This window comes from Novosphingobium sp. 17-62-19, assembly GCF_002256775.1.
Taxonomy (GTDB): domain Bacteria; phylum Pseudomonadota; class Alphaproteobacteria; order Sphingomonadales; family Sphingomonadaceae; genus Novosphingobium.
The window spans coordinates 1-15,507 of record NZ_NCII01000088.1 but is presented as its reverse complement, the minus strand read 5'-3'; the positions used below and the strand labels follow the sequence as shown (position 1 = coordinate 15,507).

General features: G+C 61.9%; 14 protein-coding genes and 1 pseudogene. 5 read left to right on the top strand and 10 right to left on the bottom strand.

All coding sequences use genetic code 11. The features are described 5' to 3' along the window. Positions 1 to 54: 54 nt before the first annotated feature. Entirely contained in the window at positions 55 to 2,004 is a 1,950-nt protein-coding gene (locus tag B7X90_RS14690; RefSeq protein ID WP_292625630.1) for a 2-oxoacid:acceptor oxidoreductase subunit alpha, read from the bottom strand. Between the two features lie 204 nt (positions 2,005 to 2,208). On the opposite strand from B7X90_RS14690, the gene B7X90_RS14685 reads away from it, so the two are divergent. Both B7X90_RS14685 and B7X90_RS14680 read left to right on the top strand, forming a co-directional pair. Next, on the top strand, positions 2,209 to 3,162 hold the full coding sequence (locus B7X90_RS14685; protein ID WP_292625628.1) for an alpha/beta hydrolase: 954 nt from the start codon (positions 2,209 to 2,211) through the stop codon (positions 3,160 to 3,162). After that, a complete protein-coding gene (locus tag B7X90_RS14680; RefSeq protein ID WP_292625627.1) occupies positions 3,159 to 3,644 on the top strand; it encodes an RNA pyrophosphohydrolase in 486 nt (161 codons plus the stop codon). The genes B7X90_RS14685 and B7X90_RS14680 overlap by 4 nt, the downstream gene beginning before the upstream one ends. A 116-nt stretch (positions 3,645 to 3,760) precedes the next feature. Here the strand turns inward: B7X90_RS14680 and B7X90_RS14675 are convergent, their stop codons facing one another. From B7X90_RS14675 to B7X90_RS14655, 5 genes are all read right to left on the bottom strand, one after another. Then, positions 3,761 to 4,267, bottom strand: a complete 507-nt coding sequence (locus tag B7X90_RS14675) for a hypothetical protein (protein ID WP_292625626.1) — start codon at positions 4,265 to 4,267, stop codon at positions 3,761 to 3,763. A 54-nt stretch (positions 4,268 to 4,321) separates the two neighbouring features. Then, positions 4,322 to 5,509 (bottom strand): RsmB/NOP family class I SAM-dependent RNA methyltransferase, encoded by a 1,188-nt coding sequence (locus B7X90_RS14670; protein ID WP_292625624.1) that lies wholly within the window; start codon positions 5,507 to 5,509, stop codon positions 4,322 to 4,324. Positions 5,510 to 5,518: 9 nt separating this feature from the next. Further along, positions 5,519 to 6,976, bottom strand: a complete 1,458-nt coding sequence (gene guaB / locus B7X90_RS14665; protein ID WP_292625623.1) for an IMP dehydrogenase — start codon at positions 6,974 to 6,976, stop codon at positions 5,519 to 5,521. 69 nt (positions 6,977 to 7,045) lie between these two features. Next, positions 7,046 to 8,608, bottom strand: a complete 1,563-nt coding sequence (locus tag B7X90_RS14660) for a M28 family peptidase (protein ID WP_292625621.1) — start codon at positions 8,606 to 8,608, stop codon at positions 7,046 to 7,048. Positions 8,609 to 8,704: 96 nt separating this feature from the next. After that, complete coding sequence (locus tag B7X90_RS14655) at positions 8,705 to 9,490, bottom strand: 3-hydroxybutyrate dehydrogenase (protein WP_292625620.1); 786 nt, start codon at positions 9,488 to 9,490, stop codon at positions 8,705 to 8,707. A gap of 96 nt (positions 9,491 to 9,586) precedes the next feature. Here B7X90_RS14655 and B7X90_RS14650 point away from each other — a divergent pair, with 96 nt between their 5' ends. Both B7X90_RS14650 and B7X90_RS14645 read left to right on the top strand, forming a co-directional pair. Then, positions 9,587 to 10,456 carry a neutral zinc metallopeptidase gene (locus B7X90_RS14650; protein ID WP_292625619.1) on the top strand — a complete coding sequence of 290 codons (870 nt, stop codon included), beginning with the start codon at positions 9,587 to 9,589 and terminating at the stop codon, positions 10,454 to 10,456. A 69-nt stretch (positions 10,457 to 10,525) separates the two neighbouring features. After that, on the top strand, positions 10,526 to 11,188 hold the full coding sequence (locus B7X90_RS14645; RefSeq protein WP_292625618.1) for a hypothetical protein: 663 nt from the start codon (positions 10,526 to 10,528) through the stop codon (positions 11,186 to 11,188). A 5-nt stretch (positions 11,189 to 11,193) separates the two neighbouring features. Here B7X90_RS14645 and B7X90_RS14640 read toward each other — a convergent pair whose 3' ends face one another. The 4 genes and pseudogenes from B7X90_RS14640 to sdhC all read right to left on the bottom strand — a co-directional run bounded on the left by B7X90_RS14640 (position 11,194) and on the right by sdhC (position 14,487). Then, positions 11,194 to 11,781, bottom strand: coding sequence for a hypothetical protein (locus tag B7X90_RS14640; RefSeq protein WP_292625616.1), 588 nt, complete (start codon positions 11,779 to 11,781; stop codon positions 11,194 to 11,196). A gap of 122 nt (positions 11,782 to 11,903) precedes the next feature. Beyond that, on the bottom strand, positions 11,904 to 13,718 hold the full coding sequence (gene sdhA, locus B7X90_RS14635) for a succinate dehydrogenase flavoprotein subunit (protein ID WP_292625614.1): 1,815 nt from the start codon (positions 13,716 to 13,718) through the stop codon (positions 11,904 to 11,906). Positions 13,719 to 13,721: 3 nt separating this feature from the next. Further along, positions 13,722 to 14,045 (bottom strand): annotated as a pseudogene (gene sdhD / locus B7X90_RS14630) (succinate dehydrogenase, hydrophobic membrane anchor protein); the annotation flags it as partial. Between the two features lie 16 nt (positions 14,046 to 14,061). Then, complete coding sequence (sdhC, locus tag B7X90_RS14625) at positions 14,062 to 14,487, bottom strand: succinate dehydrogenase, cytochrome b556 subunit (protein ID WP_292625613.1); 426 nt, start codon at positions 14,485 to 14,487, stop codon at positions 14,062 to 14,064. A 168-nt stretch (positions 14,488 to 14,655) separates the two neighbouring features. On the opposite strand from sdhC, the gene bla reads away from it, so the two are divergent. Further along, a partial coding sequence (bla, locus tag B7X90_RS14620; protein WP_292625611.1) for a subclass B3 metallo-beta-lactamase occupies positions 14,656 to 15,507 on the top strand: 852 nt, incomplete at its 3' end.

Genomic DNA, 15,507 nt, shown 5'->3' with positions numbered 1-15,507 from the left:
GATCGGTTTCCCAGTCCTTGAGCGTGGTCTGGACCGCGATCTTGGTCATCTCGTTCATGGGTTCACACTCTTGATGCTGGGCAGTTGCGTCTTGTCGGCATCCACTTCGCCGCCAACGTCCCCGCCAAGGGCGGCAACGATTGCCTCTTCAATTTCCGCAATGGTGAACGGCTGGCCGCTGGTCTTGTTGAGCGGCTGGGCGTCGATCAGGAACTGGTCGCGCAACACGGTCTTGAACTGGCCGGTGTTCATTTCGGGCACCAGCACCTTGTCGTAAGCCTTCAGCAGATCACCTAGGTTCGACGGCATCGGCCAGATGTGGCGGACGTGGACATGGCTGACGTCCAGCCCCTTGCGGCGCGCACGGCGTACAGCCTGATAGATCGGGCCATAGGTGCTGCCCCACCCGACGACCACTAGCTTGCCCGACGCCTCGCCATGCACGACGTCCTGCAGCGGGATCGTGTGGGTCACGCCGTCAACCTTGTCACGCCGTGCGTCGGTCATGATCTGGTGGCTGGCAGGCGAGTAGTCGATGTTGCCTGTGCCGGGGTTCTTTTCGATGCCACCGATGCGATGCATCAGACCCGGCGTACCCGGCTTGATCCACGGACGCGCGCCCTTTTCATCGCGGGCGAAGGGCAACAACTCACCATTCGGGCCGTTCTTTTCACCAAGGAACGTGGCGGGGAACGGCTTGATGGTAGCTGGGTCCGGCACCTTCCACGGCTCAGCCGCGTTGGCGATGTAGCCATCGGTCAGCACCATGACCGGGGTCATGTACTGCACCGCGATGCGAACCGCCTCGATGGCCACTTCGAAGCAATCCGAAGGGCTGCGGGCAGCGATCACCGGCATCGGCGCATCGCCATTGCGGCCATAGACCGCCTGATAGAGGTCCGACTGTTCGGTCTTGGTGGGAAGGCCCGTGGAAGGTCCACCGCGCTGCGAATTGACGATGACCAGCGGCAGCTCGGTCATGATCGCAAGGCCCATCGCCTCACCCTTGAGCGCGATACCGGGGCCGGACGATGACGTAACGCCAAGCTGGCCCGCATAGCTGGCACCGATGGCCGAAGCGATAGCGGCAATCTCGTCTTCCGCCTGGAAGGTGGTGACGCCGTATTCCTTCAACCGTGCAAGGTTGTGCAGAATGGCCGAGGCGGGCGTAATCGGATAGCCGCCAAAGAACATCGGCAGTTCAGCAAGCTGCGCTCCGGCAACCAGACCAAGGCTGATCGCCTCTGCGCCGGTGACCGTGCGGTAAAGGCCCGGTTCGCTCTCAACCGGAGCGATGTGATACTGCTTGAGCGGGCCTGCCAGTTCCGCCGTTTCGCCATAGGCATGACCAGCATTCAGCGCCGCAACGTTGGCTTCTGCCAGCACCGGGTTCTTGGCAAACTTGGCGTTCAGCCAGTCGATCAGCGGCTGCCGGTCACGGTCGAACATCCACAGCGCAAGGCCGAGCGTCCACATGTTCTTGCAACGCAGGGCTTCCTTGTTGCCAAGTCCGAACGGCTTCACCGCTTCAAGCGTCAGCGCCGAAATGTCGAACGCCAGCAGCTGCCACTTTTCAAGACTGCCATCCTCAAGAGGATTGACCTCGTACTTGGCCTTTTCAAGGTTGCGCTTGTTGAACTCACCCGTGTCGGCAATGATCAACCCGCCTACCTTGAGCGCGCCGACATTGGTCTTAAGCGCCGCCGGGTTCATTGCCACCAGCACATCGGGCTGATCGCCCGCAGTGTCGATCTCGGTCGATCCGAAGTTGATCTGGAAAGCAGAGACGCCAAACAGCGTGCCTTGCGGCGCGCGGATTTCTGCGGGAAAATCAGGGAAGGTCGCCAGATCATTCCCCGCAAGCGCGGTAGAAAGCGTGAACTGACCGCCGGTCAGCTGCATACCATCGCCCGAGTCACCGGCAAAACGCACAACCACCGCTTCAGGGTTGGAAGTGTCCTTGCCGCCCGTCAGCGCGTCCGGTCCATCAACAAGTGTAGCCATATCGTCCTCTGCTGTGCGCCGGGAGTTTCACCCAGTGCTGAAACGCGCCTATGCCTCTGCCGCCCCGTTCGCAAAGAAGAAAAACTGCGCGCGACGAAAAATCCTCCTGCGCTCTTGATTCCGAACGCCCTTGCCGGTCAAGTTGCAAAAGCAAACTTACTGCACTGTTTATTACGAATCCTGCAAAAGGGGCGAGGACCTGTCATGACCGATCACACCACCCACTATGTGCGCCCCGATGTGCAAGCCTTTCTGGCTTTCCTGAACAGCACCGGTGCCCCGCCGATGAGCGAATTGTCGCTGGCCGATGCAAGAGCAAGCTACGTTGCGATGGGCCAGCTTGCCGAAGCTGATCCCCGCGAACTCGCCGTGATTCGTGATCTGACCTGCCCAGGACCCGCTGGAGACATTCCTCTGCGCCTGTATGACTTGCGGGACGCACGTGAGCCGGGTCCAGCCGTGGTGTTCTTCCACGGCGGCGGCTTCGTGATCGGCGATCTTGAAAGCCACCACAGCCTTTGCACCGAGGTTGCGGCTGAACTGGACTTGCCTGTCATTGCGGTGGACTATCGGCTCGCCCCCGAACACCCCTTCCCCGCTGCGCCAGATGATTGCGAAGCGGCTGCGCGTTGGATTGCAACCAACTCCGCCGCGCTGGGGCGCGAAATCACCGGCCTTATCCCGATGGGCGACTCGGCGGGCGGAAACCTCACGATCGTCGTCACGCAGGCATTGGTGGAACAACCAGCCGACGTGCCAGTTGTGATGCAGGTTCCGATCTATCCATTGTCTGACGATAAGCCCGATCATCAGTCCTTCCGCGATTTTGCCGATGGCTTTCTGCTGACAGCGGATGTGATGAACTGGTTCTCCGAAGCTTACCAAGCGGTTACCGGGCACAAACGTGCTTACCCGATCTACGGTGATCATTCGACTACGCCGCCAACGGTGCTAGTGACCGCCGGGTTGGACCCGATTCGCGACAGCGGCCGGGTCTATGGCGCCGAACTGATCCGTTCCGGTGCCGAAGTCGTGTTCCTTGAAATGAAGGGGACAATCCACGGCTTTACCCAGGTGCGCAAGGCAATCCCAAGCGCACAGGAAGACATGCAGTCGATCTTCAAAGCCGTGAAGCTGCTGCTGGAAAGGTTGAAATGACAGACGATTTTGCCGGGCTACCCTACCGTCCCTGTGTGGGTGTGATGCTTGTGAACGGCGCGGGCCGCGTGTTCGTGGGCAAACGCATCGACAACAAGGAAGGCGATGCCTGGCAGATGCCGCAGGGCGGAATCGATGATGGCGAAGAGCTTCATCCCGCCGCCCTGCGCGAACTGGAAGAAGAAACCGGCGTTCCGCCACACCTCGTCACGATCATCGCCGAAAGCCGCGAAGAGCATTTCTACGACCTGCCCGATTTCCTGATGGGCAAGTTGTGGGGCGGAAAATATCGCGGCCAGCGCCAGAAATGGCTACTGCTGCGTTTTGGCGGAGAGGACACGGACATCAACCTCGACGCGGATGATCATGCCGAATTCGAAGCGTGGAAATGGGTCGAACCGGAGCAGTTGCCCGACCTGATCGTGCCGTTCAAGAAACGGGTCTATCGGCAAGTGGTGGAAGAGTTTCGCGGCCTGATTTGACCGTTCCCGGCACCAGCCTCAACCCGAACACCAAAGCGCCCCCGCGAAGGCGGGGGCCTCAGGCTGCATCAAGCGAAGTTCGGTAACAACCCCAAGCTCCCAGCCTCCGTGGAGACTCAGTTGTTTTCGATCTTGCTTTCCGTCGTCACCGCTTCAGCCGAAAGCACCTTGGGTGCTGGTCCGCGCAAGATCGCGGCGGAAAGCTCGGCAGTTTCAGAGCAGCCCTTGCCACACAAACCTTCAAGCCGGGTCAGATTGCGCTTGGCCTTTTCTACCGCGCCCTTTTCAACCATAGCCCCGCCCTCGCCCGAAATGGCAACGACGTTGTTGGGCTCGCGCGAGAGCACTTCTCGGTAATAGTGGATTGCCTTGCCCTGCAACCCTTCACGGCGGGCGGCATCGGCAAGGCCGAGCAATGCGGCATTGCTGGCCGGGTCAATCACCAGCGCAGCCTCAAAACTGTCGGTTGCAGCGCTCGCATCGCCCTTGGTCAGCGCTGCACGGCCATCCTTGAGCAGCGCTTCAACGCGTGGATCAGCAGGGGCAGAACTCCTTGCCACGCCCATGCTCCCGGTAACGCCAACGACAAGCGACAAGGCAAGGGCAACGGGGGCGTAACGCATCAGCAACTCCTTGAGCCGGGGACTCTCGCTGTATGAACCGGCTGGCATGACGCTTCAATTAACACGGCGTACGAGTGTTGCGAAGAAAAACCCGTCTGTGCCATCCCAAAAGGGCACGAGCCGCCAACCTCGCCCATGCGCGCGGCCTGCGGGGAGCGGTGGCAGCACGACATCCCAGCCCGGATTTTGCGCTAGAAAGGCGTCGATACGGTCGGCGCCCTCGGCATCAAGCAGCGAACACACGACATATGTCATTCGCCCTCCGGGCCGTACCAGACTTGCGCCAATGGACAGGACATTGGCCTGCATCGCGCAGTAACGGTCTATCGTCTTGGCATCCAACCGCCAGCGCGCCTCCGGGTTGCGCCGCCAAGTGCCGGTGCCAGAACAGGGTGCATCGATCATCACGGCATCGGCCTTGCCCTGCCAGTCGGCCAGCATGGCGGCTTCGCTGCCGGGATTGAGCAGACGTGTTTCGGCCAAAACCCCGGCGCGGGCAGCCCGTTCAGGCAGGCGAGAAAGGCGCGCGCGGTCAATGTCGCAGGCCAGCAGCGTGCCCTTGTTCTCCAGCGCCGCGCCCAGTGCCAGCGTCTTGCCGCCCGCCCCGGCACAAAGATCGACCACCGCCTCGCCCGACTGCACACCCAGCGCCATACAGGCAACCTGGCTGCCCGCATCCTGCACTTCGAACAGGCCTTCGGAAAATTCGGGCCATGTTTCCGCTGCGCTCCCCGTAGGCAGGCGCAGGGCATGAGGCGCAATGGCAGATTCAGCTTCAACCGGCAGGCGCGTGCGCAATTCCTCACGGGTGATTTTGAGCGAATTGGCGCGGATGTCCAATGGAGCGCGGTCAAGGAGTGAGGCTTGCGCATCGGCATCAAGACCCGCACCGGAGAGCCGTTCAACCAGCCATGCGGGCGCAATGCCGCCCTCGGCCACTGGTTCACCTGCCACAACCGGCGCGGGACCATAGTTTGAGCCGTCAAACAGCGCAGCAAGCGCGGCATCATCCGCCGCCAACCGCAACATTGCCGCACGACCCGACACGGGAACCGGCCCGCAGGCCCGGATTGCGCTCCACACCAGTTCACGGATTGCGCGACGGTCCTTCGAGCCGACATAGCGCCGCGCCCGGAACCATTCCGCCGCAATCCGGTCAGCCGAAGCACCCTGCCCCCGCGCTACCGTGATCACCGCATCCAGCAGATCAATCGCGGCCTGAACGCGCGCGGAGGGCGTCACTGGCGGGCCTCAGCCTACCTTGTAGTTCGGCGCCTCGCGCGTGATCGTCACGTCGTGAACGTGGCTTTCGCGCAGGCCCGCATTGGTGATCCGCACGAACTGCGCACGCTTGCGCAAGTCCTCGATCGTCTGGCTGCCGGTGTAGCCCATCGCAGCCTTAACGCCGCCGACGAGCTGGTGGACCACGTCCTTGGCTGGTCCCTTGAAGGGCACCTGACCTTCGATTCCTTCGGGCACCAGCTTCATCTGGTCCTTGATGTCCTGCTGGAAATAGCGATCCGCACTGCCGCGCGCCATCGCGCCGACCGAACCCATGCCGCGATAGGATTTATAGGCACGGCCCTGATACAGAAAGGTCTCGCCCGGCGCTTCTTCCGTGCCCGCCAGCATCGATCCGATCATCACCGTGCTGGCGCCCGCAGCCAGTGCCTTGGCAGCATCGCCTGAAGTGCGCAGGCCGCCATCGGCAATCACCGGAACGCCCGACTTTTCGGCTTCTTCGGCACATTCCATCACGGCGGTCAGTTGAGGCACGCCCACGCCTGCCACAATGCGCGTCGTGCAGATGGAGCCCGGACCGATGCCAACCTTGATTCCATCGGCTCCGGCATCGACCAGCGAGCGCGCCGCTGCGGCAGTCGCCACGTTTCCGGCGATCACCTGCACCGAGTTCGAAAGTTTCTTGGCGGCTTCCACCGCACGTGCAACATCGCGGTTGTGGCCATGTGCGGTATCGATCACCACTACATCGCATTCAGCGTCGATCAGCGCCTGTGTGCGCAGCAGGCCCTTTTCACCGACCGTGGTCGCCGCAGCCACGCGCAGGCGTCCGGCTGCGTCCTTGGTGGCATTGGGGAAAGTGACGGCCTTTTCGATATCCTTCACCGTGATCAGACCGATGCAATGGAACGAATCATCCACGACAAGTAGCTTTTCGATCCGGCGCTGGTGCAGAAGACGGCGGGCATCGTCGCCGCTGGCACCAAGCTGAACCGTCGCAAGGTTCTCATGCGTCATCAGTTCACGCACAGGCTGCAACGGGTTATCGGCAAAACGCACATCCCGGTTCGTCAGGATGCCGACCAGTTTGCCCGAAGCCTCGACCACCGGAATACCGCTGATCTTGTGCTGGCGCATCAGCGCCTGCGCTTCGCCCAGCGGTGCTTCCGGGGCGATAGTGATCGGGTTGACCACCATACCGCTCTCGAACCGCTTGACCGCGCGCACCGCAGCGCACTGTTCCTCGATCGAAAGGTTGCGGTGAAGCACGCCGATGCCGCCCAACTGCGCCATGACAATCGCCATGTCAGCTTCGGTCACGGTGTCCATTGCCGAGGAAATGACCGGAATGTTGAGGCTGATGCCTTTGGTCAGCCGCGTGCGCGTGTCGGCCATCGATGGCACGATGTCCGACTCGGCAGGACGCAGCAACACGTCGTCGAATGTAAGGCCGAGGGGGATATCCATGATGCGTGCCACTTCTTGAGGTCCGGGGAGATTCGTGGCGGCCCATGTAAACAGGAAGGTGCCCGCGCGCTAGGGGGTTTGACCCCGCTTTTGATCCGCAGGCGATGCCTTCGACGGAAAGCGCTTGGCATCGGCAAAGGCGCGCACCAGTTCGACCTGCAGATTCACATCGTCGGCCATCCCGCCATAGTCGATGGTTGCTCCGGCCTCGTCGCTCGGGCGGTGGTAAGTGTCTTCCATGAAGCGCTCAATCCGCTCCATGTTGCCATAGCTGTTGCTGACCATGACCATGGGCACGTCATGCTGGATCAGCACCCACGAATCCTGCCGCATGATATAGGCATTGGCGCCATCCCCCGGTGCCACCTTGCGCTTCATACGCCGCACAACATCGGCGATCAGCGGGTCAAGCCGCGTCTGCCCTTTGCCCACCACGCCAATTGGCCCACCGGCTGGCACCAACCCGGTGCTGTCAACATTGAACGCCGCCACGAACCGGTCGAGCGGGATCGGGGGATTTTCGGCAAAGGCTACCGCCCCCAACAACCCCAGTTCCTCCCCCGTCGTCGCCACGAAGTAGACGTCGCGGTCCATCGGCTTGCCCTTGGCCAGTACCCGCGCGGCTTCGGTAATCACCGCAAGGCCCGAAGCGTTGTCGATCGCGCCGTTACAGATCAGGTCCTCGGCCGGAGGCGCGGCGCATTCGCCGAAATGGTCCCAATGCGCCATGACCAACACTGCCCCGGCCGCCGGATTACGGCCCGCAATGCGCCCGATCAGGTTGTGCGTGTTGATCCTCGTCTCGCCGCTCGTAGCCTCAAACGTGCCCGACAGGCCCAGCACATAGGGTTTGAAAGTCGCTGATTTCGCATCGCTGCGCAGTCGCTCCAGCGTGGAATGGTGGCCACCTGCAAGAAGCAGGCCTGCCGTTGCGGGAGACAGAAACGCCTCGATCTCGCTACCAAGGCGTTCACCCGCTACGGCATAGCCTGCGCGCCGCCGCCGCGCGATTACATCCTCCAGCCCACGCTCGTCATCAAGCACCGTCACAACCGCAAGCGCGCCGGCATCAAGCAACCGCCCCGCCCGATCTCCGGCGACATCTCCAGTGCTGCCTTGCGGCAGACTGTCGAGCATCACGGCCACGCGCCCCGCCAGTTCTGCCCGCCCCAACATGCTGCCGGTGGCATGGCCAACAAAAACAAGCGGCGCATCCTGCACCAGACTGCGAAGACCTGACGTCACCACGAACACGCTGTCCGCGGGCAGAACCACACGCTTCTTGCCCCGCATGAATGTTGCGCGCGAAAGCACTGGCTCGCGCGCAACCAGTTCCACCGGCGCGAACCAGCCGCTGCCGGGGATGTTGGTGCCTGCCTCCAGCCCGATGTCAAACCACTGCCGCGCCAGATAGCGCAGCGTCTTGGTTTCGCCTTCGGTCCCCGGTTCACGTCCGCCGAAATCGTCGCTGGCAAGCGTCTCTACATGCGTTTTGAGCGCCGTTTCGAGCGGGTTGGTGCGTTTAGGTGCAGGTCGGGCGCCGACCACGAGCAGTGCGCCGAGGAGCAGTGCCCCGGTCATCACCCCCCGCAATACTCCCGCACGCTTCATCGCCAGCCCCAAACGCCTCATCGCAACCCTTGCTCTCAAAAGCAGCAGCGCGACGCAAGTTCCCAATTGAGCCCACTTGGATGAACAGGAGTTTACGAAAGCTGCGGAAGTCCGCCCTTATTGCGCCACCCAGCCACCATCGACACTATAGTTGGCCCCGGTAATGTTCCGTGCCTCGTCCCGGCACAGGAACAGCGCCAGCGCTGCCAGTTCATCGGGCTGGACGAACTGCTTGCTGGGCTGGCGTTCGAGCATCACATCGTTGATCACCTGCTCGCGCGTCATGCCCCGTGCCTTCATCGTGTCGGGGATCTGGTTTTCCACCAGCGGCGTCCAGACATAGCCGGGGCTGATGCAATTGGCGGTGATGCCTTGGGTCGCCAGTTCAAGCGCCAAAGTTTTGGTAAGGCCCGCAATGCCGTGCTTGGCCGAGACATAAGCCGCCTTGAACGGCGATGCGGTGACAGAGTGCGCAGACGCGGTAAACAGGATGCGGCCCCAGCCTTTCGCCTTCATGCCCGGAATGCACAAGCGGCAGGCGTCGAAGGCGGATGTCAGGTTGAGCGCGATGATCGCATCCCACTTCTCCACCGGAAATTCATCCACCGGTGCGACATGCTGCATCCCGGCATTATTGATAAGAATATCGACCGCACCAAACTCTGCCAGAGCCGTGGCCACCATCGCCTCGGTGCCCTCCCGCTTCGTAAGGTCTCCTGCTGCAAAAATCGCGCGCCCTCCGCTGGTTGCAGCCAGTTCCTCGCACAACTTGGCAATCTCGGCGGCATCGCCAAAGCCGTTAAGCACCACGTGGGCGCCCTCCGCTGCCAAGGCCCGCGCATAGGCGAGGCCAATGCCCGATGTGGAGCCGGTAACAAGCGCGCACTTGCCCTTCAGGAACATTCGATTACTCCGGGGTTTCTGGATGGGTTGATTGCACTGGCATTGCGGGACACCTCCCGCTTGTCCAGTCGCAAGTGCAAAAAGAGGGGTAGGCCGATGCGGCTCGACGATTTCGACAGTTCCATCAACGTCGAAGACCAGCGCGGTGGCGGTGGCAGCCGGTTCCCGATGGGCGGCGGCGGAAAGCTGGGCTGCGGATCGATTGTGATCGCGCTGATTGCGGCGGTGGTTTTCGGAGTCGATCCCGCGCAGATGCTCGGCACCTTGCAGCAGGTGCAAACGCAAGGCCCGGTCCAGCAGGAACAGGCAGGCGGCACCTCGCTGGCCGAAAGCTGCTCAGCCAACGAATTCAGCCGTGAAAGCTGCAACGCGCTGTCCTCGCTCAACAAGACGTGGGTGCCGCTGTTTGCCCAAGCCAACATTGCGTACCAGCCACCCAAGCTGGTGTTCTATGCCCAGAACGGCAATTCGGGCTGCGGTGCGGCGCAAAGCGCGATGGGGCCGTTCTATTGCCCCGCCGACAACGGCATCTACATCGACACTGATTTCTACACGCAGATGGATCAGCAGATGGGGGCTGGCGGCGATTTCGCGCGAGTTTATGTGATGGCGCACGAATATGGCCACCACATCCAGAACGTCCTTGGCACATCGACCCAAATGCGTCAGGCGCAGCAGCGCAGCCCCAGCCAGGCTAACCGACTTTCAGTAGCGCTTGAGTTACAGGCCGATTGCTATGCGGGAGTTTGGGCGGGCAAGAACCGTGACCGGATCGAAGCGGGCGACGTTGAGGAAGGGATGCGCGCGGCGCACCAGATCGGCGATGACACCTTGATGAAAGCCGCAGGACGTCGTCCGGTAGAGGAAGGCTTCACCCACGGAAGTTCCGCCCAGCGCATGGAATGGCTGCGTCGCGGGCTGGAAACAGCCAACGAGGATCAGTGCGACACGTTCAAGGCGCTCTGATTTGCGCAGCGCAAGTCGAGGAACCGAAAGGCAGGGCGTGGCGTTTTAACGGCAAAGGGGACTTCCACAATGCCAAGCACCGCCCTCCGGTTCGCAGTACTTCTTCCGTGCACCTTCGCACTTGCCCATCCTGCGGCGGCGCAAACCGCCGTATCGCAGGAAACGGTGACTGTAGGCGATGTGGCTACAAAACCGCTCAGTGACTTCAATATCAAAAAGGACGAAGTGCCCGAAATCCTCGTTTCGGCGCGCGCAAAGCCTTACGATCTTACGGGTATGAAGCGCTGTCCCGCCATCGGTGCGGCCATCGCCAATCTCGATATGGTGCTGGGCGATGACATCGATGTGGCGCGTGATGATGGCAATGCCACGATCAACATGGGCAGCCTTGCCAAATCGGTAGTTGGTTCGTTGATCCCGTTCGGCGGCGTCATCCGTGAAATCAGCGGTGCCAATGCGCAACAACGCAAATGGCAGGAAGCCATCTACGCCGGATCAGTCCGCCGCGCCTTCCTCAAAGGCGTGGGCCAGCAGCGCGGCTGTGCTTACCCGGCCCGCGCTGCCACGGCAAAAGATGCCGCTGCGGTGCACGCCGCCCGCGATGCCGCCGAAGCGCGCGAGAAGGACCGCAAGGACGATAAGAAAGACGAAAAGTCCGCAAAAGCTGGAAAATCAGACAAGAACCAGTCGGTCAGCTTTGAAAGCCGGCCGGTGGTGCAGCGAGCCCAGTAACTTCGTCAGCTCTTGACCTGCAATTTCGCGATTTCCGCGTCGAGTTCCCGAAGAACTTCGGCGCGGATTTCGTTGGAGAGCGCGCGATTGCCCGCAATTGCGGCACGAGCAGACCTGATACCGCTGATCGCCTTGGCCATTGCGTGGCGTTCAATCCGCCCCTCGTCAATCACTGTCTTTGCGCCGGACTTGCTGTCCTTGACCACGACAATTCGGTGTTCTTTGTGATGTAGGCTTTGCTCAGGCACCTGCGGAAGATCGTCTTCTGCCTTGGCAATTCGGCGCTCGAATTCCTCGTCGGACAGCGGCGTGTGGGTCTTTAACACGAACGTCTTGCCGTCTCGGGTAGCGGTGCGGACATGCGCTGCGCCATGCACGCCTTCGTGATGCTCGACGACGACCACGCGCGCATGGCCTTCGGCGATTGCAGGTGGCGACGGCGGGATTGGTGGAACCGGATGGGCGGGCGGGGCCGGAGGTGCAGGTGGTGTGGGAGGTGCCTCAGGCAAAGCCTGCGCCATCGCCCCCACTGAAACCATCAAGCCCGCGCCCAGCACCATACCCAGTTTCACATTGCGCTTGTCGAACATCATCGCATTGCCTCCCCGGCAGGCCGGTAAACCCGGCACAAAAGAATGGCGCCGGAGTACCAGACCCCGGCGCCATATCTTGCCTTGTTCGACAAACGGCTGGCCCTGTTGGACCAGCGTCAGGATCAGTAAACGCGCTTCTTCGGCTTGATGTACTCGACATCGTCGGTCAGCGTGAATTCGTGGACCGGGCGGTAGTCGATCTTGACCTCGCCACCCTTGCCGCCCCAGCCGTTGAACCAGGCTGCAGTGTGCTTCATCCATTCAGCATCGTTGCGATCAGGGAAATCTTCATGCGCATGGGCGCCACGGCTTTCCTTGCGGTTGTGCGCCGAATGCATCGTCACAGCCGCCTGGCTGATGAGGTTATCCAGTTCCAGCGTTTCGACCAGATCCGAGTTCCAGATCAGCGAACGGTCGGACACGTTGATGTCCTGCATCCGCTCATAGGTCGCCGCCAGCTTGACCTTGCCTTCGGCCATCAGCTCGTCGGTGCGGAACACCGCCGCATGAGCCGACATGGTGCGCTGCATTTCGATACGCACTTCTGCCGTGGGCGAGCTGCCCTTGGCATGGCGGAAGTGATCGAGACGACCAAGTGCCATGTCCGCGCTGTCCTTGGGCAGCGAATTGTGCGCGGTGCCCGGCTTGATAAGTTCCTTGAGACGCAGGCCAGTAGCGCGGCCGAACACGACAAGGTCGATCAGCGAGTTCGAACCGAGGCGGTTTGCACCATGGACCGAAACGCAGGCCGCTTCGCCCACCGCGAACAGACCCGGAATGATCGTTTCAGGATTGCCGTCCGCGCCAATGGTCACGACTTCGCCGTGATAATTGCAGGGAATGCCACCCATGTTGTAATGCACAGTCGGCACCACCGGCAGCGGTTGGCGGGTCAGGTCGACACCTGCAAAGATCTTGCCGCTTTCGGTGATGCCCGGCAGACGTTCGGCCAGCACCTTCTGGTCGATGTGATCGAGATGCAGGAAGATGTGGTCTTTGTGCGGACCCACGCCCCGGCCTTCGCGGATTTCCAGTGCCATCGAACGCGAAACCACGTCACGCGATGCCAGATCCTTGGCCGACGGGGCATAGCGCTCCATGAAGCGCTCGCCTTCGGAGTTGGTCAGGTAGCCGCCTTCGCCACGCGCGCCTTCGGTGATCAGCACGCCTGCGCCGTAGATCCCGGTCGGGTGGAACTGCACGAATTCCATATCCTGCAATGGCAAGCCAGCGCGCAGCACCATGCCGCCGCCGTCACCCGTGCAGGTGTGGGCAGAAGTTGCGGTGAAGTACGAACGGCCATAACCGCCAGTTGCCAGCACCACAGCATGGCTGCGGAAACGGTGGATCGAACCATCGTCCATGCACAGCGCGATCACGCCACGGCATTCACCATTTTCCATGATCAGGTCGATGGCGAAGTATTCGATGAAGAAGTCCGCGTCGTACTTCAGGCTCTGCTGATAGAGCGCGTGAAGCATGGCGTGGCCGGTGCGGTCTGCCGCAGCGCAAGTGCGCTGAACCGGCGGGCCATCACCCATGTTCTGCATGTGGCCGCCGAACGGGCGCTGGTAGATCGTGCCTTCGGGGTTGCGGCTGAACGGCACGCCTGCGTGCTCCAGTTCGTAAACCGCTGCCGGGGCTTCGCGCACCATGTATTCGATGGCGTCCTGGTCACCCAGCCAGTCAGACCCCTTGACGGTGTCGTACATGTGCCAGGTCCAGTGATCGGGCGAATTGTTGCCAAGGCTGGCAGCAATGCCGCCCTGTGCCGCCACGGTGTGCGAACGCGTCGGGAAGACCTTGGTGATGCAGGCTGTGCGCAGGCCGGCCTGGGCAGAGCCCATTGTGGCGCGCAGTCCCGAACCACCCGCGCCTACGACGACGGTGTCATAGGTGTGGTCGATGATCTTGTAGGCTGGCTGAGTAGAAGTCATGTCTTACGCGCCCCCGAGCGCAATGCGCAGAACCGAAAGGATGCCAAAAGCGGCTGCCGCGAAGGGCACGATATTGACCAGCAGCCATGCCGCGATCTTGCCACCTTCTTCGTGGACATAATCTTCGAGCATCACCTGCACGCCCATACGGGCATGGGTGAAGGTGTTGATCATGATCAGGATCATCGCGATGGACGGCAGTGGCCGCGCCACCCAGCCGCGCACCGTGGCGTAGCCGTAGTCCGGCAGCAGCGCGAGGCTGGCAATCAGGAACGTGATCAGGACGAGGTTGCCCACGGCGGTCAGCCGCGATGTGAGCTTGCTATGCGATCCGTGCCGGCGCTCAGCGCAGCAGCACGAAAGCCCAGAATGCGATGGTGAGGAGGATCGAGATAACGATCGTCAGGCTCGACCAGCGCGCATTGGTGTCAAGCTCGTAACCCGCACCGATATCGAGGATCAGGTGGCGGATGCCCGATGCGGCGTGCTGGAAAAAGGCCCAGGTCAGGCCGACAAGTACGATCTTGCCAAGCACCGAAGTGACCGTCTGCAAACCACCGCCGGTGCCAAGCCACACCCAGTCGAGGAATGTCTGGTAAGCCTCTGGCCCGCTGGCCAAAGCGCCGATCCACCACAGCAGAAGCCCAAGCCCGCCGAACGCCAGCCCGTTGCCGGTGATGCGGTGCAGGATCGAAACCAGCATGGCCGGACCCCAGCGCCAAATCTGGAGATGCGGAGAAATCGGCCGTGCCTTGCGCGTTTGCGCCATGAATATACCCCCTCGACTAGGTATTGGTATCAGGTACTGGGATCGCGGACGTCCGCGACAGGATTGCGAGTCCTATTAGTCGAAAAGCCCCGGTGTGCAAGCGTATGCGGGATGTAAAAAAGGACAGCCTGTTGCACTGCGGTGAAGCGGTGCCTAGACGGGCAAGCCATGAGCATGACCGCCCTCCTCGCGCTCGCCGCCAGCGCCGCCACCCTGCCCGCAAATCCCGGTGCCGTTTCTGGCGAGGAACTGCGCAGGCAGTGCGAAGGCAAGGACTCCTTCACCGACCTCGCACCTCCCGCGCATGTCTATGGTAACGTGTGGTATGTCGGCACGTGCGCCGTCACCATTCTGCTCGTGACGTCGCCCGACGGCCACGTGCTGATCGATGCAGGGATGGAGGAGACCGCCGGAGACGTCGTCGCCAGCATTCGCAGGCTGGGTTTCAATCCGCGCGACGTGAAATGGATCGTTTCGAGCCACGAACACTTCGACCACATCGGCGGCCTGGCAGCGCTGCAAAAAGCTACCGGCGCGAAGTTCGCCGCCACGGCGGAGGCGGCCAAGGTGATCCGCAGCGGCAAGGTCAGCCTTGCCGATCCGCAGGTGCAGGAAATCCACGGTTCGCCCAAGGCCCGCGTTGATCGTATCATCCGCACAGGCGATGTTGTCAGTGTCGGCCCGCTGAAGCTTACGGCTTTTGCCACACCCGGCCACACTGAGGGATCGACCAGCTGGCATTGGAAATCCTGCGAAGGCACTGCCTGCCGCACGGTCACCTATGTCGACAGCGTGACGGCCCTGCCACTCGGCACCTACCGCTTTGCCGATCACCCTGATCGCGTTGCCATGTTCCGCCAGACCTTCGCGCAAGTCGAAGCGCTCGAATGCGGCATCCTGCTTACCCCCCACCCCGCCGCTAGCGCCATGTTCGAACGGATGAGCGGGGCAAGGCCGTTGGAAGACCCCGAAGCCTGCAAGACGCTTGCCGCCGGAGCGCGTGATCGGCTTGAAAAGGCA

What these genes read in the sequence shown, in the direction of transcription:
- B7X90_RS14660 (WP_292625621.1), bottom strand. Translation starts at nt 8,608, where the DNA reads ATGAGGCGTTTGGGGCTGGCGATGAAGCGTGCGGGAGTATTGCGGGGG.
- B7X90_RS14685 (WP_292625628.1), top strand. Translation starts at nt 2,209, where the DNA reads ATGACCGATCACACCACCCACTATGTGCGCCCCGATGTGCAAGCCTTT.
- B7X90_RS14690 (WP_292625630.1), bottom strand. Translation starts at nt 2,004, where the DNA reads ATGGCTACACTTGTTGATGGACCGGACGCGCTGACGGGCGGCAAGGAC.
- B7X90_RS14655 (WP_292625620.1), bottom strand. Translation starts at nt 9,490, where the DNA reads ATGTTCCTGAAGGGCAAGTGCGCGCTTGTTACCGGCTCCACATCGGGC.
- sdhC (WP_292625613.1), bottom strand. Translation starts at nt 14,487, where the DNA reads ATGGCGCAAACGCGCAAGGCACGGCCGATTTCTCCGCATCTCCAGATT.
- B7X90_RS14680 (WP_292625627.1), top strand. Translation starts at nt 3,159, where the DNA reads ATGACAGACGATTTTGCCGGGCTACCCTACCGTCCCTGTGTGGGTGTG.
- B7X90_RS14640 (WP_292625616.1), bottom strand. Translation starts at nt 11,781, where the DNA reads ATGATGTTCGACAAGCGCAATGTGAAACTGGGTATGGTGCTGGGCGCG.
- sdhA (WP_292625614.1), bottom strand. Translation starts at nt 13,718, where the DNA reads ATGACTTCTACTCAGCCAGCCTACAAGATCATCGACCACACCTATGAC.
- B7X90_RS14675 (WP_292625626.1), bottom strand. Translation starts at nt 4,267, where the DNA reads ATGCGTTACGCCCCCGTTGCCCTTGCCTTGTCGCTTGTCGTTGGCGTT.
- B7X90_RS14645 (WP_292625618.1), top strand. Translation starts at nt 10,526, where the DNA reads ATGCCAAGCACCGCCCTCCGGTTCGCAGTACTTCTTCCGTGCACCTTC.
- guaB (WP_292625623.1), bottom strand. Translation starts at nt 6,976, where the DNA reads ATGGATATCCCCCTCGGCCTTACATTCGACGACGTGTTGCTGCGTCCT.
- B7X90_RS14650 (WP_292625619.1), top strand. Translation starts at nt 9,587, where the DNA reads ATGCGGCTCGACGATTTCGACAGTTCCATCAACGTCGAAGACCAGCGC.